We start from the raw sequence: 24,611 nt of genomic DNA, 5'->3' as shown, positions 1-24,611 counted from the left end.
AAATACGGGAGAGTAGTTTATACTTACTAAAGTAGACATTTCCTTGCCGTATTTTTCATCTTTTTTTATACCCGCTTGTCTGCGGGCGGATGATCGGATACGGCCTTATAGATTCAATAAAAGAGAAAGTAGGACTGCAATCATGAATGAAATTATCGAGTTGCGCAATGTGACTTTTTCCTATTCAGAGGAAGATGCAAGACCGGCATTGAACAACGTTTCGTTGACAATCCAGCAAGGTGAATGGATTGCCATCATCGGGCCTAATGGTTCAGGCAAGTCAACTTTGGCCAAAACGATCAATGGCCTGATAGAAGCGAACTCCGGAGAAGTCATCATCGAAGGAGTAGCTCTGAATGCAGAGACGGTTTGGGATGTCCGTAAGAAAATCGGAATGGTATTCCAGAATCCGGACAATCAGTTTGTCGGTTCAACAGTGCAGGACGACGTTGCTTTCGGCTTGGAGAATGTCGGCATTCTCCGTGAGGAAATGGTCAAGCGGGTAGCCGATGCGGTTGCGGCTGTCAATATGACCAACTTCATGGACAAGGAACCGGCAAGACTTTCGGGTGGGCAGAAGCAACGGGTGGCGATTGCTGGAATCGTGGCTTTGTCTCCTGATATCATCATCCTCGATGAGGCAACGACCATGCTGGATCCGGAAGGCCGTCATGAAGTCATCGAGACCATCCAGGAAATAAAAGAAAAAGAAAATCTGACGGTGATCTCGATCACCCATGACATTGATGAGGCTGCAAAAGCGAATCGCATCTTTGTGATGGAGGCTGGGCAATTGACACGGATCGGCACGCCGGAAGAAATATTCAGTTTGGGCAAGGAAATCATCGATATCGGTTTGGATATACCGTTCCCAGAAAAACTGAAATACCAATTGAAGAGACAGGGACTGGAAGTTCCTGAAAACTATTTGACTGAGGAAGGGATGGTGAACTGGTTATGGACATTACTTTCGAAAAAGTAGGCTACTCGTATTCAGCCGGAACGCCTTTCGAAAGCCGGGCTCTTTATGATGTGAACCTGAATATCCCGGACGGCAGCTATACGGCATTGATCGGGCATACCGGCAGCGGAAAATCAACAGTCACGCAACATCTGAATGCTTTATTGAAACCCACTGAAGGCAGTGTGACGATCGGAGACCGCATCATAACGAACAAATCGAACAACAAAAATCTGAAGGACCTCCGGAAAAAGGTAGGGATTGTGTTCCAGTTTCCGGAGTCGCAACTGTTCGAGGAGACGATCGCTAAGGATATCGCTTTCGGACCGATGAACTTCGGCGTCAGTGAAGAGGATGCAATGGCGATTGTGAAGCGCGTATTGCCTTTGGTTGGCTTGGATGAATCCTTCATGGATCGTTCCCCATTCGACCTCTCAGGGGGTCAAATGAGACGCGTAGCGATAGCCGGCGTATTGGCCATGGAACCGGAAGTGCTGGTTCTGGATGAACCAACGGCAGGATTGGATCCTGCGGGCAGACGGGAAATCATGAATATGTTCAATCAACTCCATATCGACAAAGGTCTGACGATTGTATTGGTCACGCATCAGATGAATGATGTCGCGACTTATGCGGATCATGTTGTCATTCTCGAAAAAGGGACAGTCGTCAAAATGGGACAGCCCGATGAGATTTTCCAGGATGCCCAATGGCTGCAAGAAAAGCAGTTGGGCTTACCGGATGCGCTAGCATTTCTGGATAGGTTGAGTAAACGGACCGGAGTAGACTTCGGCGACGAAAGACCGCTTCGTACCGAACAGCTGGCGGCTGTGTTGATCGCTAAAATCAACGAAAATAAAGGCTCCAAAAATGCCGCTAAGGAAGAGGGTGGCAATCATGTTGGATAAATTACTGTTCGGGCGCTATATCCAAGGCAGCTCGTTGGTCCATAGACTGGATCCGCGCGCAAAGCTGATCGGGGCTTTCTATTTCATCATCGTCATCTTCCTGGCCAACAACTGGCAGACTTATTTGATCATGACGTTGTTCACTTTCTTGTGCGTTATTCTGTCTGATATTAAACTGTCAGTTTTTCTGAACGGCGTGAAACCGCTGATTTGGTTGATCTTGTTCACGGTATTGCTGCAGATCCTCTTCACAAGGGGAGGGGAAACGTACTTAGTGCTGGGACCGATCAGCATCACCTCATTCGGGGTCATCAATGGTGCCTTCATCTTCATGCGTTTCGTTCTCATCATCTTCATTTCGACGTTGCTGACGCTCACGACGATGCCGTTGTCGTTGACCGATGCGATTGAAAAGCTGTTGGGACCATTGAAACGATTTAAAGTTCCTGTCCATGAAATTGCGCTGATGCTTTCCATCGCGTTGCGTTTTGTGCCGACGCTGATGGATGAGGCTTCAAAGATCATGAATGCACAACGGGCTCGCGGTGTCGAATTCGGCGAAGGCAATATCGTCAAGCAGATGAAGGCCGTCACACCGATTTTGGTGCCGCTCTTCGTCAGCTCCTTCAACCGGGCTGATGAATTGGCAAATGCCATGGAGGCACGTGGCTATCAAGGCGGAGAAGGCCGGACGAAGTACCGCATCCTTGATTGGCAGAAGCGCGATACGTTGAGTATGCTGGCGTTTGTCGCATTGACAGGGTTGTTATTGTTCTTCCGCTCATGAGCGCATACGGGCTGATTAAGCCGCTAGAGAACGAGTCTGGGGACCGGGTAGCAATTCCGGTCCCTTTTAAAATGGAAAAACTACCACATACATCAGCAAAATAAGAAAGGGGCATACGCCAACAATGACTGCACAACGGTACAAATGCATCGTGCAATATGACGGAACAAGTTATGTGGGCTATCAGGTCCAACCTAACGGCAACAGTGTCCAGACGGAAATCGAAAAGGCGTTGAAAAAAATGTCAAACGGGCAGATCATTCCGATCCAAGCTTCCGGAAGGACCGATTCGGGCGTCCATGCGCTTGGACAGGTTATCCATTTCGATTACCCGGCTGCGATTAAGCCGGATCATCTGCTGCGGGCGCTGAACAGCCTGCTGCCCGATGACATTTTAATCAAATCGGTGGAACACGCTGCAGAGGATTTCCATTCGCGCTACCACGCGCTAGGGAAAAAATATATTTACCGGGTCGATCTTGATCGCTTCCCGAATCCCTTCAAACGACTCTACACGACGCACCATCCTTACCGCTTCAATATGGAGAATTTGGAGCAGGCCATCAAAAAACTGGAAGGCGAACACGACTTCACCAGTTTTTGCTCGACAAAGACGGATAAAACCGATCTGGTCCGCACCGTCTATGAAGCCAGCGTCAGGAAAGACGAAGTGAATAACGAGCTGGTCTTCACTTTCAGGGGTAACGGCTTTCTCTATAATATGATCAGAATTTTCGTGGGGACACTTTTGCAGATCGCAGACGGCCTGAAAAAGGTCGAGGAAATCGACCGCCTTTTGGAAGTGAAAGACCGCCGCAAAGCCGGACCGACAGCCCCGTCGCAGGGATTGTATCTCGTGGAAGTCTACTATGATGAAGAAAAATTAAGGAACGGTTAGGGGGAAAAGCGATGTTTGAAAAAGAAAGAGCGGAGATCGATATAATCGACCGGGAGTTGGTAAAACTGTTCGAACGCCGGATGGATGCAGTGACGGAGATCGCGCGGATCAAGAAAGAGCATAAGCTGCCGATTCTTGACCAATCCAGGGAAGATAAGGTGTTGGATAAAGTGCGCCGTCTGACCGAGAACAAAGCCTACGAAGACAGCGTGGAAGACCTCTTCCGCTCCTTGATGACAATCACAAAGGCATTTGAAACCAAACAGAACGAAGAATAAAAAAGTATGCTGAAAAAGCGGCTGCGGAAAAGACGAAATCTTTTCCGCAGCCGCTTTTTGTGCGCTTGAGCAACTTTTATTTTTCGATCTATCTTCTCAGACTATGGCTGTTACAGCAGCCTTCGCAAAGGCCTGGCGCAGATCGGCGATCAAATCATCCGCATCTTCGATTCCAGTCGAGATGCGCAGCAGATCGTCGGTCAAACCATAAGATTCACGGACTTCAATCGGAATGTCGGCATGGGTCTGGGTGGTCGGATAGGTAATCAGACTTTCGACGCCACCCAAGCTTTCAGCGAAAGTGAAAATATTCAGGGCATCCAAGACGACAGGGATAGTTGCTTTATCATGCAGCGTGAAACTGAGCATGCCGCCTTTACCCGGATAATAGACCGATTTGATCAGTTTTTCCGATTCGAGATAAGCAACGACTGCCTGTGCATTCGCTTGATGCTGCTTCATGCGCAACGGCAATGTCTTCATTCCGCGGACTAAGAGCCAACAGTCGAAGGCATCCAAAGTACCGCCGGCCGTATTCAGCTGGAAAGCCAACTGTTCACCGAGTGCTTTATTGTTCGTTACGACAGCCCCAGCCAACAGGTCATTATGGCCGCCGAGGTACTTGGTGGCGCTGTGGACGACGATATCAGCGCCCAAATCCAAAGGACGCTGCAACAGAGGTGTGTAGAAGGTGTTATCCACAATCACCAGCAGACCGTGTTTTTTGGCGATCTCAGCCACCGCGGCGATATCCGTTTCCTTCATCAACGGATTCGTCGGCGTTTCGATGTAGACTGCGGCCGTATTATCCTGGATGGCGGACGTGATATCAATCGGGTCATCGACATAAGTGAAGGAATAGAAGCCTTTTTTCTCCATATCCTGGAAATAGCGGAAGCTGCCGCCGTAAAGATCCCTGGATGCAACAAAATGGCTGTTGGCCGGAAAAATGCTGAAAGCAAGCTGGATGGCGCTCATGCCGGAGCTGGTAGCAAACCCTTGAACGCCATTTTCAAGAACAGCCAAACCTTCCTGAAGGATGTCCCTAGTCGGATTGGCGGTGCGTGTGTAGTCATAGCCGGTTGATTGGCCCAGACCAGGATGTCCATAAGCTGTGGACAAATAAATCGGTGCACTGACGGCGCCGGTATGCGGATCTTTTCTGTTGCCTAATTGTGCAAGATAGCTTTGAATGCTGATACTTTCCATCGTCGATTCTCCTTTATGCGAAATGACATACACAAGTATATTGCCATCCTTTTATCATTTAAAATTTATGTTAGTGCAATGGTAGCACGAGGGTTTGAAGTGGTCAATATTTTTATGTATTTTAAGTCAGTGATGGTGAGATGAATAATCGATCATGCTTGAACGGTTATTTCTCTCGAATGGTGTTAAAATACTGAAACTCGCGTATAATGGAAGTATAAGAACGAATGAAGGAGTGTGTAAGAATGGTAACGTTCACAAAGGAACTCAAGCGGATCCCACGCGGCGATGTGCCGGATTTTGTGGCTGCTGCTATGCCCCAATTTTATGAAGCAATCGGTTGTCCGAACGATGTGATCCTTTCCGTGCAGGCCAGCATGGCGCATTACTCGACCCCGAAAAAGAATGTCCCGGTTGAAGAATATGAAGCTTTTGAAGTGACGCTCACAAAAAAAGGCGCGTTCGTTGCGGTGGAAGACATCGTGAAAGACCATGCTATTATCGAAGCATTCAAACCCTACAAGACATCCGGAAAAGGGGCCTATCCGTTTGTGCCGGCCGAGGTCATCGAGCAATTATATTTACATCTGAAGAAATAATCAGAGAAGCCTTCACAATCGCAGCTATGTGGTATGTGGAGACTTTTTTTTGGGGATGAAAAGGACAAATTATTTCATTTGAATCATTGACAATCCTTTTGGAATGTCGTATCATATAAGACGGTATTGTTTGCCCCACGATGAGCCCCGGAAACTCAATTGGATCAAACAGACAGAGAAGAATATGGAGGAAACAAACGTGCGTACAACATACATGGCTAAAGCAAGCGAAATGGACCGTAAATGGTTCGTAATCGACGCAACTGACATCCCATTGGGACGTTTATCAACACAAGTTGCAACTATTTTACGCGGTAAAAACAAACCAACTTTCACACCACACGTAGATACTGGTGATTATGTGATTGTTATCAATGCAGACAAAGTTACATTAACAGGTAAAAAAGCATCTGACAAAATTTATTCCCGTCATTCAGGTTATCCAGGTGGGCTAAAACAAATTTCAGCTGGTGAATTACGTGCTAAGAACTCAAGAAAATTAGTTGAATTGTCTGTTAAAGGCATGTTGCCAAAGAACTCTTTAGGCGCTAAACAATTCACTAAGTTACACGTATACGGTGAAGCAGTTCACCCACACGAAGCTCAACAACCAGAAGTTTTAGACATCACTAACCTAATTTAAGGAGGGAAATTCATTGGCACAAGCACAATATATCGCAACTGGTCGTCGTAAGAATTCGACTGCACGCGTACGTTTATTACCAGGAACAGGTAAAATCATTTTCAACAAAAAAGACATGGAAGAATACATCCCATTCGCTTACTTATATGAAGTAATCAAACAACCTTTAAACCTTACAGGTACTTTAGGTAGCTACGATATCTTCGTTAACGTAAACGGCGGCGGATTCACTGGACAAGCTGGAGCAGCTCGTCACGGTATCTCTCGTGCATTGCTAGAAGTAGATCCTGACTTCCGCGCACCATTAAAAGCAGCTGGTCTGTTAACACGTGACCCACGTATGGTTGAACGTAAGAAACCAGGTTTGAAAAAAGCGCGTAAAGCTTCACAATTCTCTAAACGTTAACATTTATTGTATCAACGTTCTGAAAAATCAATTAACAACCTTAAAGCATCGGCATCTTGCTGGTGCTTTTTTTATGGCATAAATTCAATAAAATGAAAGTATGGAGCATTCCATCAACAAAGGCGGTGTAAACAGTGAGTCCAAAAGAGAAAATGTTAGAGATAATCAAGAATAAACAAGGCGGCGGAAAATCCAAGCAAATCGACACGCCGAAAAATGATATCAAGAACATGCGTAAAGGTCCAAAAATTTTTAATAAGTAAGCTGGCTTATAAAACTTTGGGGCAATGAAAAACTGAAATACTGTACAAGTAATTAGCGTTGTATGAATGAACAAGTTCTGATCGCTAGCATATCTCAAATCTGGAGATCTCATTCGAAAGAGTGCGGTCTTTTTGTTTGGAGTCAGAATTAAGTGTAAGATCATTTGAAAAAGAGAAAACACTCTCGAGAGCTTTGTGATTGCACCTCACCAAATGTAGGAATATAGTAAGGGAAACAATACAAAAGAATAGCCTGTATTCTGCAAAGGACTGGAGGAATTTTTTTTGTGTACGGCAGTGACATATGAAGGGATGAATTTTTATTTTGGCAGAAATCTGGACTTAGATGTTTCGTTCAACGAGAAAGTAACGATTACTCCACGGCAGTTTGAATTTCGGTTCAGGAATGAAGCAGCAATCAAGTCTCACTGGGCGATGATCGGGATGGCTGCGGTAATCGATAATTATCCGCTGTATTATGATGCAATGAATGAAAAAGGGTTATGCATGGCGGGACTAAATTTTCCTGGGAATGCCTGTTATTTGTCCAGAAAAGAAGGAATGGAAAATATTGCTCCTTTCGAATTCATTCCCTTTATTCTCGGCAACTGCAGCAGTGTGGAAGAAGCCGTGGCTGTATTGAAAAATACGATTCTGATAAATGAATCATTCAATGATTTTCTGCCCTTGGCACCGCTGCATTGGATCATCTCAGATCAGAAGCGCTCGATTGTTGTGGAACCTATGTCGCATGGATTGAAGATATTTGATAATCCAGTGGGTGTCCTGACGAATAACCCAACGTTTGATTATCATTTGACGAATCTGAATAATTACCTGAATCTTACATCAGCCCCTCCGAACAATCGATTCTCCGGAAAAGTGGATTTGTCGGTATCTAGCATCGGTATGGGCAGTATCGGCTTACCAGGAGATCTTTCTTCTCCATCGCGATTTGTGCGTGCTGCTTTTACGAAAGCGAATGCGACGGAAGAAACAGATGAAGGCTCAGAGGTGGCTCAATTTTTCCATATTTTGGATGCTGTGGCCTTTACAAAAGGGTGTGCCGTCAACGAAGATGGCAGAGAAGAACTAACGATCTATTCGGCATGCATGAATACGCAAAAAGGCATTTATTATTACAAAACTTACAGTAACAATCAAATCAGTGCAGTCTATTTGAATCGTGCAGATTTGGACGGAAGTAAACTTGAAACCTTTGAATTGATTACTTCTCAGCAAGTTCGAAACATCAATTAATAGCTGTAACGGTTCAAATTAGAAATCGATTGATCAGTCCATCTATTTTCATTGCAAGGCCTTGTCCCAAAGACGAGGCTCTTTTTGGATAGCGGGTAATTTTAAGCAAGTTACTTTACAAAAGTTAGTTCCTGCGTTATGATTGACAGGTCAACAGTTGACAAGTCAATTGTTTGATCAGTCAGGATAATCCGCAAAATCGAGGTGAATTGGTATGAACTTGAGAGAAATCAGCAGATTGCTTTATCAGATTAAGCTCACAAATCAGGAGATCAATACGCTGTTCGAAAAAGAAACAGGTTTCAGCTTGACGCGCTATGAGATGCTGATGTTCCTGAAAGACAAGGGGACGTGTTCCCAAAATCAGATTCAGACAGAACTGAAGATAGACAGCGCGGCTATTACACGCCATCTGAAAATATTGGAACAAAAGGGCTATGTCATCCGGGAACGGAATGCTGAGAACAACCGAGAGGTCTTTGTTCAATTATCCGACAGGGCAATCCAAGATTTGGAGGCGTGCGGAAAAGAACATGATCAGGGGAAATTTTCCTTATCACTGTCATTAAGCCACGAGGAAGCAGAGCAATTATCCATTTTGCTGAATAAACTATACTTACAAAGTTAAAAAGGAAGAGGCTATAAACATGACCAATAAATTTATCAATAACGATTTTTCGGATATCGCATTCGGAAGAAAATCGATCCGTCTTTATGATGAAAATTTTAAAATCAGTCAAGCAGAAATGTTGGAAATGATTCAGGAAGCTACGACTACACCTTCATCCGTGAATATGCAACCTTGGCGTTTTGTGGTTGTTGAGAGTGAAGAAGCAAAAGCCAAATTGAAACCGCTGATCCGTTTCAATACCAGACAAAATGATACTTCGTCAGCAATGGTTCTGATATTCGGCGATATGCAATGCTACGAGTACGGAGAAGAAATCTACGATGCAGCTGTTGCACAAGGCAAAATGTCCGCCGAAGTCCGAGACCAACAATTAGCCGCAATCATTCCTTACTACAAGAACTTTTCTAAAGAGCAGATGAATGATGTTGTCAAAATCGATTCTAGTTTGGCAGCGATGCAATTCATGCTGGTTGCCCGCGCCCATGGCTATGACACCAACCCTATCGGCGGCTTTGAAGCAGATCAGTTGGCGGATGCGTTCGATCTCGACAAGGAACGGTATGTGCCGGTTATGATCTTGTCAATCGGTAAAGCAATGGAAGAAGGCTATGAATCCGTACGGTTTGCGCCAGAGAAAATCACTAATTTTAAGTAGGTGGAGAAATGATAGTAATCAATGCAGAATTTTATATTGTACCTGAGCAAAAAAAACAATTTTTAAATGAAATTTCGGAATTAATTCAGGCATCCAGAAAAGAAGAAGGTTGCTTGTCTTATCAACTTTACGAAGCAGTTACAGATGAAAATAATTTTGTAATGGTTGAAAAATGGGAAAATCAACAAGCAATTGAGTTACATAATGCAACGTCTCATTTGCAAAACTTCGCTAAGAAAGTTCCGGATTATAGTCGCGATGCACCTAAAATAACGGTTAGTTTTGTAAAAGAGTAATAAAATATCGTTCCGTTAAAATAGTTATACTAAACTCTATCCAAAAAGACCTCATTACTTTATAGTATGAGGTCTTTTTGATATAGGTTTTGCTTTTGGAGATGAAAAGCATCTCTGCGCAGTGCTTATGCCTTAACCGACGCGCTTGTACCAGCATCCACATCATCGCTGTGGTGGTCTTTGACGGAAGCGCTGGAAACGGCATCGACATCGCCAATCAGTTTTTGGCCGGTTTGGGCCAGATACCAGTCAATGATCGGTTTGAAGTCCAGAATATATTCGTTGACGCCGGCATAGTTGCCGTCTTTGTCATGCAGCGCTTGATAATTATGCACGACATACTTGTCCGGTCCATGCGTCGGAACGTTGACACGGAAGGCATCCATTGTGCCGGAACGCAATTGTTGAAGTACCCATTCCACTCCTTTATGCACTCTTTCCGGGTGGCATTTGGAAAGCGGGTTGCCGACTTGGCCAGGTACACGCGCAGCGAGCATTTCTTCGGCAGGTTTCGTATGGTTGTAGTAAAGGAATTGGTTGTTGCTGTCTGCATACGTCAATTCCATCGGCATCGACGCCAGGAAGTAATTCAGCTGATCAACAGTCAACAAGCCGCGTTCCAGTTTGACGTAGGTATTGCCTTCCACAGCGCCCACAAGCTCAGCCGCTTGTTCCAACCAGTCATCGGCTTCCTTATCGACGCCTTCAATCGTTGTTGCGATTTTTCCGGTAGCGTATAGGTCTTCCGGTTCGAGCACCGGTTTTTTCGGTCCTTCAACAGCAGAGACCAACGTGATGAACTGAGTGAATTTATCCAGACAAGTGCCCAGAAAATCGATGGTGCGCTTGTCTTTCAGATTTTCCTGTTCATCGAAGGCTTCTTTGACTTTTCCCAGCAAAAATTCATTACCCGGAAGGACGATGGCATTGACGCCTGGTGCATCGAGAATTTGACGCAGGTGCAGTTGGGCCCGAGAAGATCCTTGATCATAGTAGGAAGCTCCCACAATCATGACCGGTTTGTTTTCCAATGGATGGATTTTGAAGGACAACCATTCCAGTACACTCTTCAAGCTGGCAGGAATTGTATGGTTATGTTCAGGAGTGGCAATGATGACGCCATCCGCCTGCAGGATTTTTTGGGTCAGTTTTTGGACAGGGGCGCTGTTTGTTTGGTCATCACTCTGATTGAACAAAGGGATGTCCTTAATTTCCAAAATCTCCAGGTCGAACAAGTGGCTGAACTGCTTTTTGATGTATTTCAACAAGATACGGTTATATGATACTTCCGCGTTGGAACCTACTATACCGACTAATTTCATAATGTTTGTCTCCGATCTCTAGTTATTTTCCCAAGAAAAGTTTTCAGCTGCTTTTACGTGTGCAGCGTGGGTGTGCGATAGTTGTTTCATGATGTTGATGAACATTTGGAAGTCCTCGAATAAGCCTTCCAGCTCCTGGATCTGTTCTGGATTTTTCAGGTTGTTGTCTGCGTCGAAAGCCTGCAAAGAATGGCTAAGCAGGAACTCAGAACTTGGCATGATGCGGGCTTTCAATTCCGGCGCATCCAAGATCTGACGTAAATGCGCTTGCGCCCGTGACGAACCCAGTACGCCATAGGAAGCCCCTGTGATCATGACGGGCTTGTCGACGAAGGGGTAGATGCCGTAGGATAACCAGCTCAAAGCGCTCATCAGGGAAGCAGGAACTGCGTGATCGTATTCTGGTGTGCTGATGATGACGCCGTCAGCTGCTTCGATCTTTTCCGCCAAGGCTTTCGCCTCAGCCGGGATCTGCATGTCTGCCGGTTTGTTGAAGATCGGCAGGTCCTTGATTTCGACGATTTCGATGTCTGCCTTATCCGCAAAATGCTTTTGGATGTATTGCAACAGCATGCGGTTAGTGGAGTGGTCCGAGTTTGTGCCGACGAGGCCGATTAATTTATTCATGTGAATACTTCCTTCCAATTTGTAAATTTTTTATGAATCATTTAAACACGTGATTGAGAAAGTTGTTTGCGTTGCAGCCGGTTTTCCAAGCCTTTGGAGCAGTAGAGGCTACCGTCTTTCGTGATCAGGATGCCGTCGATGGCTTCCGAGTGATCTAATGCGGCTAGGATCACGTCGGCAGGTTGGCCGAATAAACGCGTCGTCCAGATTTCCCCATCGACAGAATCATCGGCAACCACAGTCAAGCTGATGACATCCGTTTCTGCCGGATAGCCGGTCTGTGGGTCCAGAATATGGTGATAGTGCTTGCCTTGGGCTTCCAGCTGCCGTTCATACACACCAGAGGTAACCGCTGATTGGTTCTGGATTTTCAATACCGCGCTATAATGCGCGCGGGGAAGCATCGGATTTTGGATGCCGATGCGCCAATAGGGATCTTCATTGTTTTGGGATGGTCCGAACACAACGACATTTCCACCCAAATTGATGAGAGCTGAGGCTACACCGGCTTTCTTGAAGTAGTCCGTCAGGAGATCGGCAATATAGCCTTTTGCCAAAGCCCCCAAGTCTATGGACATACCTTCTTGCTGAAGGAAAACGGTCTGATCCTTCTCGGACAAGAGGATTTTATTGGGATCGGTGATTTCAAGAAGCCGCTGAATCTCTTCGGCATCCGGGACTTTGGCATCACCGAAACCGATCCGCCAAGTCTGCACCAGCGGTCCGATGGCGATATTCAGACGACTGTTGGGGGCTAAGCTATGGTATTTACCCACCTTGATCAAGTGGAACAAATCAGGATGGACAGCAAGAGGAGCTTTGCCTGCCAAATGGTTGATCTGCATCAGCTCCGACTTTGGATCATTGGCGCTGAAACGTTGTTCGTATATTCGTAGGCGTCGGATCGCCTCCTCCAAAATAGCGTCCGGGTGCGTGTGCGTCACAAGCAGATCGATGATTGTTCCCATCAGACGGACCGTTGCTTTTTTTTGTTCCATATTTTCCACCACCTTCAGGATAACCGTGTCATTCTGTTGCGGGATTCCCCGAAAGGATCGCGCTTTCCAACTGCGCCAATTCTTTCAGCGCAATCGTGTTTTTGTTGATTTTTGAATAGGCTCTGGCATCATGGATCAATTCCAGCACTTCTTGCTGCGGCTTCCCCTGGATGATGGCATTTTTGGCCAACTGGATGGCTGCACGGGCAAGATAGTAGGTCACGTGATTGTCTGAACAAATAGAAACAGCATAAGATAGCAACGCATTGCTCAGTTCGATCTCATCGATTTGGGAGAAGAAAGTGCCGCTTTGGAATACAATATTCAGTACACGCCAAATGTCTTCTGTCGTTTTGATCGGGTAAGCATAAATTTTTTCGAGCACTTTGCTGAAGTAGAACTCTGCCTTATCCGGACTTTTTTCACGGCTGTAAACCATGCCGATACCTGTATAAGCCAGCAAGCGAAAGATTTCAGTCTCTGACCTATCATCGGCCAGCAAAATTTGATCGAAAGTGAACAAAATATCTGTCACTGAAATCTGCTGCGCAATCATGACGAACCCGTTCAAATAATGGAAGCGCAGAGCGAGGCTGTTTTCTTCGATTTCGCTCAAAGCGATGCTTCGCAGCAAGTCCGAAGCCTGGTCGTATTCACTTGTGATCAAAAAGAATTCTGCTTTATTCATTTTTTCTGTCGCTTCTGTATACTTGACGCCTACTTTAGGGAACAACTCTCCTAAGGGAAGGTTCAAGCGATTGCACAGTTTAATCAGAATTTTAAGATTCGGGACTTGCCCGTTGTTCTCGAAGCGGCTCAATGTAGCTTGGGTACAGATCCCCTCTGCCAGTTCCATCTGCGAGAGGGCTAATGCTTTGCGGGCTTCAATAAATCGTTCGATGTTCATATTTACCTCCCTAATCATCCATGTGGCTCGGATGGCGACGACGAAGATTCGGATTCGTTTTGTATTTAATTTCACATTGCTTATATGAGTGATTATACGCTTACTGAATATAAGGGTCAATAGAATATATAAAAAAATATATAAAATGACGATTGGAAGATGCACCCCGTCTCCTGAAAAGGCTTATCATTTCCAAATTGTAAGTAAATATATTAGACTATTCATACAAAGACAAAGGAGTGAATAAGATGACTGAACCTATTTTGAAGGATCCACGCGAGTTGTATCACACTGGAAAATTTGCAGATCAGGATCAACACACCCCAGCTTTGCAAGATAAGATGCTACCTGAACCCGATTGCGGGGAGGAAAGCTATGTGGGCAATCATTTGCTGGAGAATCGCCGGGTATTGATTACTGGTGGCGATTCCGGAATCGGACGGGCTGCAGCGATAGCTTATGCCAGAGAAGGCGCCGATGTAGCGATTCAATTTTTCCCCGGTGAAGAACGCGATGCAAAAGAAGTCGCTGAATATATAGAGAAGGCGGGCAGGAAGGCTGTATTGCTTCCATACGACCTTCGGAATGAAAGCAAATACCAAGAAATAATCGATAAGACCGTCGAGGCATTGGGTGGTCTGGATACGCTTGTATTGAATGCCGCCCAACAGATTGCGCGTGAGTCCATTTCGGAATTGCCGTTGGAACAAGTCAAAGATACGTTCACAGTCAACATCATTTCGATGTTTGGGCTGGTGCAGGCTGCTGAGCCGCATCTGCCGGCGGGAGGCGCCATCATTACGACAACCTCGATCCAGGCTTATGATCCGAGCGGTCATCTGATGGATTATGCCGCAACCAAATCCGCAATAGCCAGCTTCACGATCAGTTTGGCGAAACAGTTCGCCAAGAAAGGCATCCGCGTGAATGGAGTAGCACCGGGACCAATCTGGACGCCGTTGCAATTGGATCACGGACAACCCGACGGCGCCTTGCCGGAATTCGGGCAGAAAACCTTGCTGGGTAGGGCAGGGCAGCCGGTCGAATTGGCGCATGTCTATGTCTTCCTGGCATCCAACAACGCCAGCTACGTGACCGCCCAAATCTATGGCGTGACCGGCGGCGATGTAATCGATTTGTGATTTCTGAATCATCGATCGGACAATACTGGAAATGTTGTTCAGAAAAAATAATTTTCACTCATTCTTGTGCTAACACTGGAGACATCCAGCAGACACCATAGCTCGTTAGAGAAAAAGCTAACCGATCAGGAATGAAACAATTGTGACGAAGGTCAAAATAAAGCGTTAATTTTCAGACCAACTATCCGCCTTACTATGTGGATAGTTGGTCTTTTTGTCATCGATTACATCATTGGTGGAGCAAGGATATGACAGATTTCGTGAAAAACGTTCACAAATTGTTAATAATTAATCTGTTGTATGAGCAAAAAATGCGTGGTATATTCTGTGTGTAAATGTTACGACGTCTCATTTGAAAACGTTTATTGTTTTTTAATGGCAACCGAATATCGCATTATGAAATTAATTTTACTTATTTTATCAATTGGTTCAGCGTCGTTTTATTCAATAAAAGAAAAGGGGTCATGAAATGCAACACGCAAGCGCAAATAAAGTAGAAAATGTAACCGATGACAAGAAAAATGTAAGGGAATTCGGATTACTGGATAAATTAGCTTATATGGCGGGGGACATCGCAAATGATTTGTTCTTCATTTTCTCGAGTTCTTTCTTGATGTTGTTCTATACAAAAGTATTGGGCATCAGTGGAGCAGTTGTTGGTACGTTGTTCTTGTCGGCACGGGTTGTCGATGCTTTTACGGATATGGGAATGGGCCGACTTGTTGATACTTTGAAGCCTTCAAAAGACGGTCGTTTCCGGGTTTGGATCAAGCGTGTAGCACCCTTCGCTGTTATCGCCGGGTTCCTGATGTTCTTATCAGTCGTTCAAAACTGGTCCATGACTGCAAAAATCGTCTACATCTTTGTAACGTACCTTTTCTGGGGCAGCATCTGCTACACAGCAATCAACATCCCTTATGGATCGATGGCATCCGTAATCAGCGAGAAGCCTGAAGACCGTGCTTCCCTTTCTGTATTCCGCAGCATGGGAGCCAGCCTTGCCAGCATCTTCATTTCCTTCTTTGTTCCGTTATTCGTCTACAAGACTGATGTAAACGGTGCACAAATCGTTATTCCTGAACGCTTCACAATCCTTGCTGCAATCTTTGCAGTTCTTGCTTTCGCACTGTATCAGTTCTGCTATCACTTCACGATCGAACGTGTTCAGATCCCACAAAAACCGGAAACTGAAAAACAATCTTTCGGTAAAGAAATGGCTGTCCTTTTCAAAGGTTTGTCAACAAACCGCGCACTTGGAGGTATCATCGCAGCTGCAATCTTCCTGTTGTTGTCCATGCTGTTGGTGAACACGATGAATGCTTATCTTTACGCCGATTACTTCAAGAGCTCCAAGACATTGGCTGTCGCCGGTATCCTCGGTACTATTGGCACCCTTATGCTTGCGCCTTTCGCAAACAAAATTGCTTCCCGTTTCGGTAAAAAAGAATCAGCAACAGTTGCGCTATTCTTTTCAGCGGCCGTATATGCAGTTCTGTACTTCATTCATACAGACAATGTTATGGTCTTCTTGCCGATGGCGTTCCTCGCAAGTCTGGGAATGAACTACTTCAACGTAGTCATCTGGGCTTTCATCACAGACATTATCGATTATCAAGAAGTTAAAACAGGCACTGCAGATAGCGGTACAGTATACGCCGTCTATTCTTTCTCCAGAAAACTTGGTCAAGCCTTGGCCGGCGGTTTGGGCGGTTTCGCTTTGGCTGCTATCGGTTATGCTTCAGCGGCTGCAACCCAAGACCAAGCTGTTCTTGACAGTATTTACGATGTAGCTACGATCGTACCGGCTATCGGTTACACTTGCGTTGCGCTATGCCTATGGTTCATCTATCCATTGACCAAAGAAAAAGTTGCAGAAAACGTAGCGATCTTGTCAGAACGCCGTAAAGCAGCAAAATAATAAGTTAGCTCGTTAAAGGGGCGCCATCCTGTTGGGTCAGGGTGGTGCCTCTTTTTTTGCTGTCATTTATGGAATGTCCGAGCCCCAGCTCCGACCAAGCTAACGCTTGCCGGAGAAGCTGAAACTATTTCATTCCCAGCTTCGGCGAACATCGGCTTGCCGGAGCTGGGGCTCTGATCCTGTGCGCTTCTCCGGCCAAACCAGCCTTCGCCGGAGAAGGAGTATCCCGATCGCATCCTGTGCTTCGGTCCCAGCCTGCTCAATAACACAAAACAAACAAGGGGATCCCTCAAATGAGAGAGCCCCTTGTTTTTACTTCATTCAAACTGGACAAAAATGTCCAGATCATAAGGTGTATAAGCGGTTTCGACTGTTTTTGAATCATCCGAATAAGCTTTGTAGCGTCCTCCGGTGACATATACGAATGCGGTGAAATCATTTTTTCCATAATAAGGGTTTATTTCGTTCCACTGTTCTGCAGGAAGTTTTCCCAAGGACATACCTTCAATCATCAGATTGCCGTCTTTGATGGCAACATTCACCGTTGTGACTTGTTCGTATTCATAGATCCGCCGCTTAGTCCGAGCAATCGCTTCATCATCAAGACTTCCGAACGGTTTACAGAACGGATCTTCCTGAATGATGCGCTCTGCAACTTTTTGGATAAGACTATTTTCCGCGAATAATGCGCTACCTTTCCAGCGTGTCTGGAATAGTATTCGGCCGACGCCGTTGTTTCCTTGTTCTGAAGTGTCGGAAACAGGCTGAACCTTTTCTTTGGATCCTTTTTTGAAAAAATCTAGTATACCCATGATACACCTCCGTTTGTTTATAACGTTTCCTTCTATTGTATCACAGAGTTTTCTCGCTCCGCTCATTTTCAACTATTCTTAACCTTTAATAAGGATGTGCTGTGCTATAATGGGACAATAGCGCTTATTCCTGCAGCCTTTTTTCGGCTCCAGGAGTAGGCAGACGAAGAAGTAAGGGGATATCCGATTGGAAAAATTGAAAAGAAAACTGATGACTTTCATGCGCGGCAGATACGGTGCCGATCAGCTTTACAACGCGTTGATCATTTCCGGTATGGTGCTGTACTTTTTGGGTGCAATGACGGACTTGGGTGTGTTGGTTATAGTGGCGCAACTCCTGATTTTCTGGGCGCTGTTCCGAGTCTATTCGAAACAAATCTATAAACGCGCGGAGGAAAATCGCAAATTCCTAAAGTGGTGGCAGCCGAACCAGAAAAAGCTTAAACTATTTTTCAGAAGATTCAAGGAAATCAAGGTGGCCCGTTTCCGCAAGTGCCCGAATTGCAAAACGACTTTGCGTTTGCCTGTCAAGCGCGGCAAGAAGACAGTGAAATGTCCGACCTGCCATCAAAAATTCGAATCCCGTATCATTTTATAATCAAAAGAGGTGGGTATCCTGATCGAGGATGCCCATTTTTATTATGGTTTGCCTTTGGGGCAACTGTGGGATGTCCGATAACCACGAAGAATCGGACAAGTAGCAAGCAAGCATATCGGCCTATACGAAAAAGCACAAAATACTCAAAAAAGAAGCCCCACACAATAAAAAATTGTGCGTAGGCTTCTTTTGTTTACGCTTCGTGGATGAGTACTTCTTCTTGGGTTCCCAAAAGGATCGTCTTCTCGGAAGGGCGCAGGCTGCCTTTATTTTCGTCACGACCCTGCAGAACGATGCGCGGATTTTCGTCCTCAATTGTGCGGAAAGCTTCGCGCGCCAATTTTTGAGTGTCATCGTTCATGTAACGGTTGAAGAGAACGCAGAGTTTGGTGTCCTTCAGTTCCATCATCATATCGTAGTCGCCGGTGCTGTCTCCGAAGAGCATCAGCGGTTGTTTTTCGTTGTGCTTCGGCATCAGCTGTTCTGTGATGACGGCTGTTTTACCGGGACCTTTCGTAATATTTTTGCCTGGTTGCATGCTTGGCTGGATCAGGCCGTTTTCATCCTTGTTGTAATACATGCCGATGACGTGTTCGTTGTCCAATCCGTAACCGAAGTCCGGATGCGTTGCGGCGACTTGGACGACATCTACAGGTGAAGCCGAAATGACATAGACGACGATGCCGTTTGCCTGCAGAACATGATAGAGTTCCTTCAACTCATTCGGGAAGGCTAAACCAGTATCGTAATGCGATACGATGACGCCGGCTTTGCTCGTCAAATCAGCCGGGCTCGTCAAGGTCACGCGTTCGAATTTTCCGTACTGCAACCAATAAGAAATCGATTGGTAAGCCAACTGGCGTAACTCTTCGCTGCTGCGTTGCGCAAAAAGGTAAGTCATCCAAGGATAGCCGGCTTTTCTTTTGAAGTCACCGTTGATGACCGTGTAGAACAAACGAATTTTTGCGGCGAATTCTTCATAATAAGAAGACTTTTTTGCTTCTTCCAACGAGAGGGTCCCGCCTTGCATAAAACCTTCATATTGCTTGTACAACCAAGCATAGGCTACTTTGATATCGTCAGCGATATTGCCGATCGTAGCAAGCGGATTGGTCTTATCGAGGAGCGTGTCCACTGTTGCGCCGACATTCTCGAGGCCATCCGTCAAAATCGCATGGAACTGATCAGGCGTCAAACGGTAATCCAAATGCAGCAACATATAAAGCATCAAAGTATCTTCTATATCCATGATGGCGGAAGTGTTGTCGAAATCAAAGACAACATAAGGAGGGGCAGCCGGATCGAATGAACTGCTTTGGTTCCCGTAAGAAGAGATGACAGCATTCAGCGCTTGGTGTGTATGTGGTGCCCAGTTTTTGGAAGAAAGAATTTTATTATGTTTTTCTGGCAAAGTAAGTACCCCTTTATCATGGAATTTTCATACGCAGTCATTTTATCAAAAAACGGCTGAAAGATATACTGAAATGTGCTCCTTTAGTTCAATCAAACAAGAACATTGAAATGAAATGAGAATTATCGATAAGTTTCTATGTCGGTTATTTATTTTAAATGAAGCTTTTTGCCTCAGGATGCTACATTAAAGCAGAAAGATTTATATAAAAGCGAGAATCGTGGAAGGCTTTCTCATAAAACAGGCATAAAATAGGCGGTTTTTAACAATTAAGTAAGAATACGGGAAATTCGTGTTAGAAAATCTAACATTCTCGCGGAAGAATTTAATTGATTTTTAATCATGCTTTCATTATAATTTTGCTTAACGGTATAAATATAAGAAGAGGTCCTTTCTTGACAAGGATCCAATCCATGCTCTTGAAATTAAAGCAGCGTGATGGCGAGCATAAAAGGGGTTGAGGCAAAATTGATTAAGTTAGAGCACGTAAACAAGTATTTCGGCGCCAACCATGTGTTGAAGGATATCAACCTTGAAGTTGCCGAAGGGGAAAAAGTGGTTATTATCGGGCCTTCCGGTTCAGGTAAAAGTACGACAGTCCGTTGTATGAATTTCCTCGAAGAGCCTACAGACGGAAAAGTTTTTATAGACGGCACAGAAGTCACACCTAAGAACAAGTTGGACATTGTCCGTCATTCCTCTGCAATGGTTTTTCAACAATTTAATTTGTATCCGCATATGACCGTGTTAGGCAACCTGACAATCGGCCCTATGAAGCTGCAAGGGAAAACCAAAAAAGAAGCGGAAGAGATGGCTTACGAATATTTGGATATCGTCGGATTGCGAGAAAAGGCGAACGTCTATCCTTCAACACTCTCAGGCGGACAACAACAAAGAGTAGCAATCGCAAGAGCACTTTGTTCACAGCGAAAGATCATTCTTTTTGATGAACCCACTTCGGCATTGGACCCTGAAACGGTTCAGGAAGTATTGGATGTCATGATCAAACTTTCCAGCATGAACATCACGATGGTTGTGGTGACGCACGAAATGGGTTTTGCGAGACAAGTTGCCGATCGGGTAATCTTCATGGCTGACGGCATGATTGTTGAAGAAGGCACTCCGGAGCACTTTTTCGACAATCCGACAAACGAGCGGACGAAAGCCTTCTTGGGTAAAATTTTAAGATAACCGATCTTTTCGGAATACAACATTATAGGAGGAATTGGGTATGAAAAAGAAAAATCTATGGGTTTCGTTATGTTTATCGGCTGCATTGTTCTTGGGTGCTTGCGGTAGTGATGCTACGGATACAGCAGATTCTGCGGCTGGTTCCGCAACAGATGCTTCCGGTCAAGTGACCGCAGAAACAATCAAAGAAGCAGGCGTATTGAAAGTCGGCGTTAAAGAAGATGTGCCGAATTTTGGATTAAGAAACACTGAAACAAACGAAATCGAAGGTTTTGAAATCGACATCGCAAAAAAAATCGCTGAAGAAATCTTAGGCGATGCTGAAGCGATTGAATTGGTTCCGGTAACTGCAAAAACGCGTGGTCCATTATTGGATAACGGCGAAGTGGATATGGTCATCGCAACATTCACAGTTACAGAAGAACGTAAAGAAACCTATAACTTCTCTGATGCTTATTATGTGGATGCAGTCGGCCTGTTGGTCAAGAAAGACAAAGGATACACTGGTCTGGCTGACATGGACGGTGCTACAATCGGGGTTGCCCAAAGTTCAACAACTGCTGATGCAATCAACGCTGAAGCTGAGCAATACGGCATTTCCTTGAGCTACTCAGAATATGCTACTTATCCAGAAATCAAAGCTGCTTTGGATTCCGGCCGTGTGGATGCATTCAGCGTGGACAGATCCATCTTGGCTGGCTACTTGGATGATTCGACTGTAATCCTGAAAGACCGCTTCGCTACACAAGATTATGGTGTTGCGATCAAGAAATCAAACACAGAATTGGCAACGACTGTTAATGACTTAATCACTGCATGGGGAGAAGACGGCACCCTTGATGCAATGATTACTGAGTGGGGATTGGGCGAGTAATGAGAAGTACCAATCCATTCGCTCTCTGGCGTTGGGAAAGCCTTCTTGAAAACAGCAGCGACATTGGAGCCGGATTTATCCGGACACTCCAAGTCGCTGTGTTGGCGTTGTTGCTGGCTTTGGTCATCGGGGTTGTCGTGGGGACCATGTCCACGGCAAAAGGCCGATTGCCTCGTGCTGTTGCCAGAATATACGTGGAAATGTTTCAGAATATCCCGTTGGTCATCCAAATCTTCTTCATGTACAACGGGCTTGCGATGGCAGGCTTGGTGCTGAGCGAATTTACGATCGGGGTAGTCGGTGTAGGGATGTATCACGGTGCCTACATCGCTGAAGTCGTTCGTGCAGGTATCCTCGCTGTTCCGAAAGGCCAAGAAGAGGCAGCTTACTCAGAGGGCTTCAACTATATCCAAACAATGCGTTACGTCATCTTGCCGCAGATGGTCAAAATCATTTTGCCGCCTTTGACCAATCAAGCGGTCAACTTGATCAAGAATACTTCCGTATTGGCGATCATCGCCGGAGCGGACCTCATGTATGTAGCTGATTCTTATGCTTCCTACAGTTTGAACTACGGACCTGCTTATGCGGTTGCCGGATTGCTTTACTTCCTGCTATGCTTCCCGCTTGCAACATTTGCGCGGAAATACGAGCAAAAACTGAAAGACAATGATACGGTTATTGTCAACGTTGGCGTAGATATTCCGGAGGTGATGGAATGATGGAATCGATCAGAACAGTCTTCACACCAGCGAATGTGTCGTTCATGATGGAAGGATTGAAACTGGCATTGCTGATTTCTGTCGGTGTCGTCATCCTTTCGATCATCTTCGGTACGGTATTGGGCCTGTTGCGTAATTATGAGAAAAAAGTATTCGGAAAACTGGCTGGTGCCTACATCGAGCTTTTCCGGAATACACCGTTACTTTTGTGGATGCTTTCGTGTTCTTTCTTGATACCTGGCAGCACAATAACCTTGAAAGGATCTTTTGCCTTGTTCCTGTACACATCGGCCGTTGTAGCCGAAATCGTGCGCGGAGGATTGAATTCGATACCGAAAGGGCAATTCGAAGCTGCCCATTCTCAAGGTTTTTCCTTCATGCAGTCTTTGTGGTACATTGTTTTGCCGCAAGCATTCAAGAAGATTGTCCCTTCACTGCTGTCGCAAGTGATCACTACCATCAAGGATACTTCTTTCTTGGCTGGTCTGGGGATCATGGAATTCACAAGAAGTGGGCAAGTTATCCTCGGAAAAGTGACGAAAACACAGGAAGTGTTCATGATTTATGCCTTCCTGGCGTTGGTGTATTTCATCATCTGCTTTACGCTTTCGGCAGTCGTCCGAAGCTGGCACAAGCGCAATGCGCAGAATGCTTAAAATTTGAAAAGCTCCCGAATTACAGCGATGTATTATGCTGTAATTCGGGAGCTTTTTGTTTGATTGAAAAAGTTCTGTACAGGTGGTTTCCTTTGGGCTGTCGGATAACCCGGAAAAATCCGACAACCTGAGAGCAAACATTCTGTGAGTTGTCGGATAACCACGAAGAATCCGACAACCTGAGAGCAAACATTCTGTGAGTTGTCGGATAACCCGGAAGAATCCGACAACCGGAGAGCAAACGCTCTGTGAGTTGTCGGATAACCACAAAGAATCCGACAACCAGAGAGCAAACGCTCTGTGAGTTGTCGGATAACCCGGAAGAATCCGACAACCGGAGAGCAAACGCTCTGCGAGTTGTCGGATAACCTAGAAGAATCCGACAACCGGAGAGCAAACGTTCTGCGAGTTGTCGGATAATCGCAAAGAATCCGACAACCGGAATACTAACGCTCTGTGTGATGTCGGATAAAGTATGGCATTTGAGTAGTATTTAATTCTAAAAAAGTTTCAGTTGTAAACTGAAGAAACCCACGCCTGGATTTGTTTCAAATGTAGTATCGACCGCGATTTTTGCCTATCATTCGATAATTTTTCTTGAGAACTCTATACACGCGCATGTCGTTGCCGCAACCACACCAATCCATCATACGGCGGGATGTCAATTTAATTTCCGGGAACAGTGTGTGAAAGTCCTCGATGCTTGATCGTATGGCCTTATTGACGTTCATTTTGTTTCCGCATTTGGTACAAACTTGGGAATATCCGCTAAATTTCTCCGCTAAAGTTCCGCATTCTGGGCACGTGATGCCTTTTTTTAAATCTGAATAAGTATATTGCGTCTTTTTTCTTGGATAGCTGGAATCATGGAGATTCATCAGTGTTTCAGCCAATTTTATTTGCTCGGCATTCAGCTCAGGGGCTGCCTGGATGTTACGAAAATGACCAGGAATCTGGCTAGGAAGTATAAAATTGGAGTCATTTGGCGTCCCCAACAATGTGAATTCCGGATTGACAAAGATGACATAGGTGTCAACCTTTAACGAATATCCTTTTTCCTGGAGTAAAAGTTCCAGACGTACTTTCGTTTTCTGCAGCTGCAAGGATGGATTCTCCAACTCTGTTCCGGTTGTTTTTGTGAATTTCTCCGCTCCCCATTTATAGATTCCTTCAAAATTCTTGATTTCATACAGGATAAGCAGATTGGTGCGAATCATTAGAGCATCTACTTGGAAAGGAGCACGCCTTATTTCTAACTGAAGATCATTCAAAAAGAAATGATCTAATTTGAATTGCTTGGTGTACGCATCAAATACGAGCTCCCCTTCGAAACCCTTTTTCAGATTGAGGAAATAATAGTAATCATCTCTTGATATTTTCGTGCGAGTAAGTAATATTTCTAAAATTCGTAGATGCTCGGGTTTAATCCGTTCTTTGTACTAATAACAATCACCTCAATTATTATTAGTACTACTATAGTGACTATACGCAAGAACGTGCGAATGAATTTATTGTAAACAGTTTCTATTCCGGTTGCCGGATAACCCGGAAGAATCCGACAACCTGAGAGCAAGCATTCTGTGATTTGTCGGATAACCCAGAAGAATCCTACAACCGGAGAGGAATCGTCGTGCTCGTT

At 45.1% G+C, this 24,611-nt stretch carries 28 protein-coding genes; 20 read left to right on the top strand and 8 right to left on the bottom strand.

All coding sequences use genetic code 11. The annotated features are described in order from the left end of the window. The first annotated feature begins 142 nt into the window (after positions 1 to 142). From ACKPCD_RS12610 to ACKPCD_RS12590, 5 genes are all read left to right on the top strand, one after another. Complete coding sequence (locus ACKPCD_RS12610; protein ID WP_321433424.1) at positions 143 to 982, top strand: energy-coupling factor ABC transporter ATP-binding protein; 840 nt, start codon at positions 143 to 145, stop codon at positions 980 to 982. Beyond that, positions 958 to 1,869 (top strand): energy-coupling factor ABC transporter ATP-binding protein, encoded by a 912-nt coding sequence (locus ACKPCD_RS12605; protein WP_068558939.1) that lies wholly within the window; start codon positions 958 to 960, stop codon positions 1,867 to 1,869. The genes ACKPCD_RS12610 and ACKPCD_RS12605 overlap by 25 nt, the downstream gene beginning before the upstream one ends. Further along, entirely contained in the window at positions 1,859 to 2,656 is a 798-nt protein-coding gene (locus ACKPCD_RS12600; RefSeq protein ID WP_086987897.1) for an energy-coupling factor transporter transmembrane component T family protein, read from the top strand. The genes ACKPCD_RS12605 and ACKPCD_RS12600 overlap by 11 nt, the downstream gene beginning before the upstream one ends. A gap of 124 nt (positions 2,657 to 2,780) precedes the next feature. Beyond that, positions 2,781 to 3,554, top strand: coding sequence for a tRNA pseudouridine(38-40) synthase TruA (gene truA, locus ACKPCD_RS12595; RefSeq protein ID WP_086987898.1), 774 nt, complete (start codon positions 2,781 to 2,783; stop codon positions 3,552 to 3,554). Between the two features lie 11 nt (positions 3,555 to 3,565). Next, positions 3,566 to 3,832 carry a chorismate mutase gene (locus ACKPCD_RS12590; protein ID WP_086987899.1) on the top strand — a complete coding sequence of 89 codons (267 nt, stop codon included), beginning with the start codon at positions 3,566 to 3,568 and terminating at the stop codon, positions 3,830 to 3,832. Positions 3,833 to 3,928: 96 nt separating this feature from the next. Here the strand turns inward: ACKPCD_RS12590 and ACKPCD_RS12585 are convergent, their stop codons facing one another. Then, positions 3,929 to 5,041 (bottom strand): PLP-dependent transferase, encoded by a 1,113-nt coding sequence (locus tag ACKPCD_RS12585; RefSeq protein WP_276645625.1) that lies wholly within the window; start codon positions 5,039 to 5,041, stop codon positions 3,929 to 3,931. 245 nt (positions 5,042 to 5,286) lie between these two features. Between ACKPCD_RS12585 and ACKPCD_RS12580 the strand changes: the two genes are divergently transcribed. The 8 genes from ACKPCD_RS12580 to ACKPCD_RS12545 all read left to right on the top strand — a co-directional run bounded on the left by ACKPCD_RS12580 (position 5,287) and on the right by ACKPCD_RS12545 (position 9,794). Then, entirely contained in the window at positions 5,287 to 5,640 is a 354-nt protein-coding gene (locus tag ACKPCD_RS12580; protein ID WP_086987901.1) for a hypothetical protein, read from the top strand. A 199-nt stretch (positions 5,641 to 5,839) separates the two neighbouring features. After that, positions 5,840 to 6,283 carry a 50S ribosomal protein L13 gene (rplM, locus tag ACKPCD_RS12575; RefSeq protein WP_068559350.1) on the top strand — a complete coding sequence of 148 codons (444 nt, stop codon included), beginning with the start codon at positions 5,840 to 5,842 and terminating at the stop codon, positions 6,281 to 6,283. A 13-nt stretch (positions 6,284 to 6,296) separates the two neighbouring features. Further along, complete coding sequence (gene rpsI / locus ACKPCD_RS12570; protein WP_068558925.1) at positions 6,297 to 6,689, top strand: 30S ribosomal protein S9; 393 nt, start codon at positions 6,297 to 6,299, stop codon at positions 6,687 to 6,689. Positions 6,690 to 6,823: 134 nt separating this feature from the next. Next, positions 6,824 to 6,952, top strand: a complete 129-nt coding sequence (locus tag ACKPCD_RS12565) for a hypothetical protein (RefSeq protein ID WP_068558923.1) — start codon at positions 6,824 to 6,826, stop codon at positions 6,950 to 6,952. 285 nt (positions 6,953 to 7,237) lie between these two features. Continuing rightward, the gene (gene bsh / locus ACKPCD_RS12560) at positions 7,238 to 8,212 is read left to right on the top strand and encodes a choloylglycine hydrolase (protein WP_321433423.1); all 975 of its coding nucleotides are present in this window, start codon (positions 7,238 to 7,240) and stop codon (positions 8,210 to 8,212) included. 214 nt (positions 8,213 to 8,426) lie between these two features. Then, positions 8,427 to 8,840: a MarR family winged helix-turn-helix transcriptional regulator gene (locus ACKPCD_RS12555; protein ID WP_321433422.1), complete on the top strand. Its 414-nt coding sequence runs from the start codon at positions 8,427 to 8,429 to the stop codon at positions 8,838 to 8,840. Positions 8,841 to 8,859: 19 nt separating this feature from the next. Then, a complete protein-coding gene (locus ACKPCD_RS12550) occupies positions 8,860 to 9,498 on the top strand; it encodes a nitroreductase family protein (RefSeq protein ID WP_068558917.1) in 639 nt (212 codons plus the stop codon). 8 nt (positions 9,499 to 9,506) lie between these two features. Continuing rightward, a complete protein-coding gene (locus ACKPCD_RS12545) occupies positions 9,507 to 9,794 on the top strand; it encodes a putative quinol monooxygenase (protein ID WP_276645633.1) in 288 nt (95 codons plus the stop codon). Positions 9,795 to 9,919: 125 nt separating this feature from the next. Here ACKPCD_RS12545 and ACKPCD_RS12540 read toward each other — a convergent pair whose 3' ends face one another. The 4 genes from ACKPCD_RS12540 to ACKPCD_RS12525 are packed head-to-tail and all read right to left on the bottom strand — an operon-like array spanning position 9,920 to position 13,648. Next, positions 9,920 to 11,116: an NAD(P)H-dependent oxidoreductase gene (locus tag ACKPCD_RS12540; protein ID WP_321433421.1), complete on the bottom strand. Its 1,197-nt coding sequence runs from the start codon at positions 11,114 to 11,116 to the stop codon at positions 9,920 to 9,922. Positions 11,117 to 11,134: 18 nt separating this feature from the next. Further along, positions 11,135 to 11,743 carry an NADPH-dependent FMN reductase gene (locus tag ACKPCD_RS12535; RefSeq protein ID WP_321433420.1) on the bottom strand — a complete coding sequence of 203 codons (609 nt, stop codon included), beginning with the start codon at positions 11,741 to 11,743 and terminating at the stop codon, positions 11,135 to 11,137. Positions 11,744 to 11,784: 41 nt separating this feature from the next. Next, complete coding sequence (locus ACKPCD_RS12530) at positions 11,785 to 12,741, bottom strand: FAD:protein FMN transferase (protein ID WP_288926878.1); 957 nt, start codon at positions 12,739 to 12,741, stop codon at positions 11,785 to 11,787. Positions 12,742 to 12,769: 28 nt separating this feature from the next. Continuing rightward, positions 12,770 to 13,648: a helix-turn-helix domain-containing protein gene (locus tag ACKPCD_RS12525; protein WP_321433419.1), complete on the bottom strand. Its 879-nt coding sequence runs from the start codon at positions 13,646 to 13,648 to the stop codon at positions 12,770 to 12,772. Between the two features lie 248 nt (positions 13,649 to 13,896). Between ACKPCD_RS12525 and ACKPCD_RS12520 the strand changes: the two genes are divergently transcribed. Both ACKPCD_RS12520 and ACKPCD_RS12515 read left to right on the top strand, forming a co-directional pair. Beyond that, positions 13,897 to 14,790 carry an SDR family oxidoreductase gene (locus ACKPCD_RS12520; RefSeq protein WP_321433418.1) on the top strand — a complete coding sequence of 298 codons (894 nt, stop codon included), beginning with the start codon at positions 13,897 to 13,899 and terminating at the stop codon, positions 14,788 to 14,790. Positions 14,791 to 15,259: 469 nt separating this feature from the next. Beyond that, positions 15,260 to 16,708, top strand: coding sequence for an MFS transporter (locus tag ACKPCD_RS12515; protein ID WP_321433417.1), 1,449 nt, complete (start codon positions 15,260 to 15,262; stop codon positions 16,706 to 16,708). A gap of 317 nt (positions 16,709 to 17,025) precedes the next feature. Here the strand turns inward: ACKPCD_RS12515 and ACKPCD_RS12510 are convergent, their stop codons facing one another. Beyond that, positions 17,026 to 17,520, bottom strand: a complete 495-nt coding sequence (locus ACKPCD_RS12510) for a hypothetical protein (protein ID WP_321433416.1) — start codon at positions 17,518 to 17,520, stop codon at positions 17,026 to 17,028. Positions 17,521 to 17,707: 187 nt separating this feature from the next. Between ACKPCD_RS12510 and ACKPCD_RS12505 the strand changes: the two genes are divergently transcribed. After that, a complete protein-coding gene (locus tag ACKPCD_RS12505) occupies positions 17,708 to 18,118 on the top strand; it encodes a hypothetical protein (RefSeq protein WP_086987918.1) in 411 nt (136 codons plus the stop codon). A 193-nt stretch (positions 18,119 to 18,311) separates the two neighbouring features. Here the strand turns inward: ACKPCD_RS12505 and ACKPCD_RS12500 are convergent, their stop codons facing one another. Then, the gene (locus ACKPCD_RS12500; protein ID WP_288927655.1) at positions 18,312 to 19,529 is read right to left on the bottom strand and encodes an HAD family hydrolase; all 1,218 of its coding nucleotides are present in this window, start codon (positions 19,527 to 19,529) and stop codon (positions 18,312 to 18,314) included. A 468-nt stretch (positions 19,530 to 19,997) separates the two neighbouring features. On the opposite strand from ACKPCD_RS12500, the gene ACKPCD_RS12495 reads away from it, so the two are divergent. From ACKPCD_RS12495 to ACKPCD_RS12480, 4 genes are read left to right on the top strand one after another with little or no spacing between them, the layout of a single operon-like run. Further along, positions 19,998 to 20,720 (top strand): amino acid ABC transporter ATP-binding protein, encoded by a 723-nt coding sequence (locus ACKPCD_RS12495; protein WP_086942428.1) that lies wholly within the window; start codon positions 19,998 to 20,000, stop codon positions 20,718 to 20,720. Positions 20,721 to 20,760: 40 nt separating this feature from the next. Beyond that, positions 20,761 to 21,594, top strand: a complete 834-nt coding sequence (locus tag ACKPCD_RS12490) for a transporter substrate-binding domain-containing protein (RefSeq protein WP_321433415.1) — start codon at positions 20,761 to 20,763, stop codon at positions 21,592 to 21,594. Continuing rightward, positions 21,594 to 22,316: an amino acid ABC transporter permease gene (locus tag ACKPCD_RS12485; protein ID WP_321433414.1), complete on the top strand. Its 723-nt coding sequence runs from the start codon at positions 21,594 to 21,596 to the stop codon at positions 22,314 to 22,316. The genes ACKPCD_RS12490 and ACKPCD_RS12485 overlap by 1 nt, the downstream gene beginning before the upstream one ends. After that, positions 22,313 to 22,972, top strand: coding sequence for an amino acid ABC transporter permease (locus ACKPCD_RS12480; protein ID WP_321433413.1), 660 nt, complete (start codon positions 22,313 to 22,315; stop codon positions 22,970 to 22,972). Before ACKPCD_RS12485 ends, ACKPCD_RS12480 begins: the two co-directional genes overlap by 4 nt. 548 nt (positions 22,973 to 23,520) lie before the next feature. Here the strand turns inward: ACKPCD_RS12480 and ACKPCD_RS12475 are convergent. Next, positions 23,521 to 24,315: a nuclease-related domain-containing protein gene (locus ACKPCD_RS12475; protein WP_321434572.1), complete on the bottom strand. Its 795-nt coding sequence runs from the start codon at positions 24,313 to 24,315 to the stop codon at positions 23,521 to 23,523. Between the last annotated feature and the right edge of the window lie 296 nt (positions 24,316 to 24,611).

Source organism: Trichococcus flocculiformis, from assembly GCF_963662535.1.
Lineage (GTDB): Bacteria > Bacillota > Bacilli > Lactobacillales > Aerococcaceae > Trichococcus > Trichococcus flocculiformis.
This window is presented reverse-complemented; position numbering and strand designations above follow the sequence as displayed.

Bases quoted from the DNA above. Each gene is read 5' to 3' on its own strand.
- ACKPCD_RS12610 (WP_321433424.1), top strand. From the start codon at position 143: ATGAATGAAATTATCGAGTTGCGCAATGTGACTTTTTCCTATTCAGAG.
- ACKPCD_RS12605 (WP_068558939.1), top strand. From the start codon at position 958: ATGGACATTACTTTCGAAAAAGTAGGCTACTCGTATTCAGCCGGAACG.
- ACKPCD_RS12600 (WP_086987897.1), top strand. From the start codon at position 1,859: ATGTTGGATAAATTACTGTTCGGGCGCTATATCCAAGGCAGCTCGTTG.
- truA (WP_086987898.1), top strand. From the start codon at position 2,781: ATGACTGCACAACGGTACAAATGCATCGTGCAATATGACGGAACAAGT.
- ACKPCD_RS12590 (WP_086987899.1), top strand. From the start codon at position 3,566: ATGTTTGAAAAAGAAAGAGCGGAGATCGATATAATCGACCGGGAGTTG.
- ACKPCD_RS12585 (WP_276645625.1), bottom strand. From the start codon at position 5,041: ATGGAAAGTATCAGCATTCAAAGCTATCTTGCACAATTAGGCAACAGA.
- ACKPCD_RS12580 (WP_086987901.1), top strand. From the start codon at position 5,287: ATGGTAACGTTCACAAAGGAACTCAAGCGGATCCCACGCGGCGATGTG.
- ACKPCD_RS12555 (WP_321433422.1), top strand. From the start codon at position 8,427: ATGAACTTGAGAGAAATCAGCAGATTGCTTTATCAGATTAAGCTCACA.
- ACKPCD_RS12550 (WP_068558917.1), top strand. From the start codon at position 8,860: ATGACCAATAAATTTATCAATAACGATTTTTCGGATATCGCATTCGGA.
- ACKPCD_RS12545 (WP_276645633.1), top strand. From the start codon at position 9,507: ATGATAGTAATCAATGCAGAATTTTATATTGTACCTGAGCAAAAAAAA.
- ACKPCD_RS12540 (WP_321433421.1), bottom strand. From the start codon at position 11,116: ATGAAATTAGTCGGTATAGTAGGTTCCAACGCGGAAGTATCATATAAC.
- ACKPCD_RS12535 (WP_321433420.1), bottom strand. From the start codon at position 11,743: ATGAATAAATTAATCGGCCTCGTCGGCACAAACTCGGACCACTCCACT.
- ACKPCD_RS12530 (WP_288926878.1), bottom strand. From the start codon at position 12,741: ATGGAACAAAAAAAAGCAACGGTCCGTCTGATGGGAACAATCATCGAT.
- ACKPCD_RS12525 (WP_321433419.1), bottom strand. From the start codon at position 13,648: ATGAACATCGAACGATTTATTGAAGCCCGCAAAGCATTAGCCCTCTCG.
- ACKPCD_RS12520 (WP_321433418.1), top strand. From the start codon at position 13,897: ATGACTGAACCTATTTTGAAGGATCCACGCGAGTTGTATCACACTGGA.
- ACKPCD_RS12515 (WP_321433417.1), top strand. From the start codon at position 15,260: ATGCAACACGCAAGCGCAAATAAAGTAGAAAATGTAACCGATGACAAG.
- ACKPCD_RS12510 (WP_321433416.1), bottom strand. From the start codon at position 17,520: ATGGGTATACTAGATTTTTTCAAAAAAGGATCCAAAGAAAAGGTTCAG.
- ACKPCD_RS12490 (WP_321433415.1), top strand. From the start codon at position 20,761: ATGAAAAAGAAAAATCTATGGGTTTCGTTATGTTTATCGGCTGCATTG.
- ACKPCD_RS12485 (WP_321433414.1), top strand. From the start codon at position 21,594: ATGAGAAGTACCAATCCATTCGCTCTCTGGCGTTGGGAAAGCCTTCTT.
- ACKPCD_RS12480 (WP_321433413.1), top strand. From the start codon at position 22,313: ATGATGGAATCGATCAGAACAGTCTTCACACCAGCGAATGTGTCGTTC.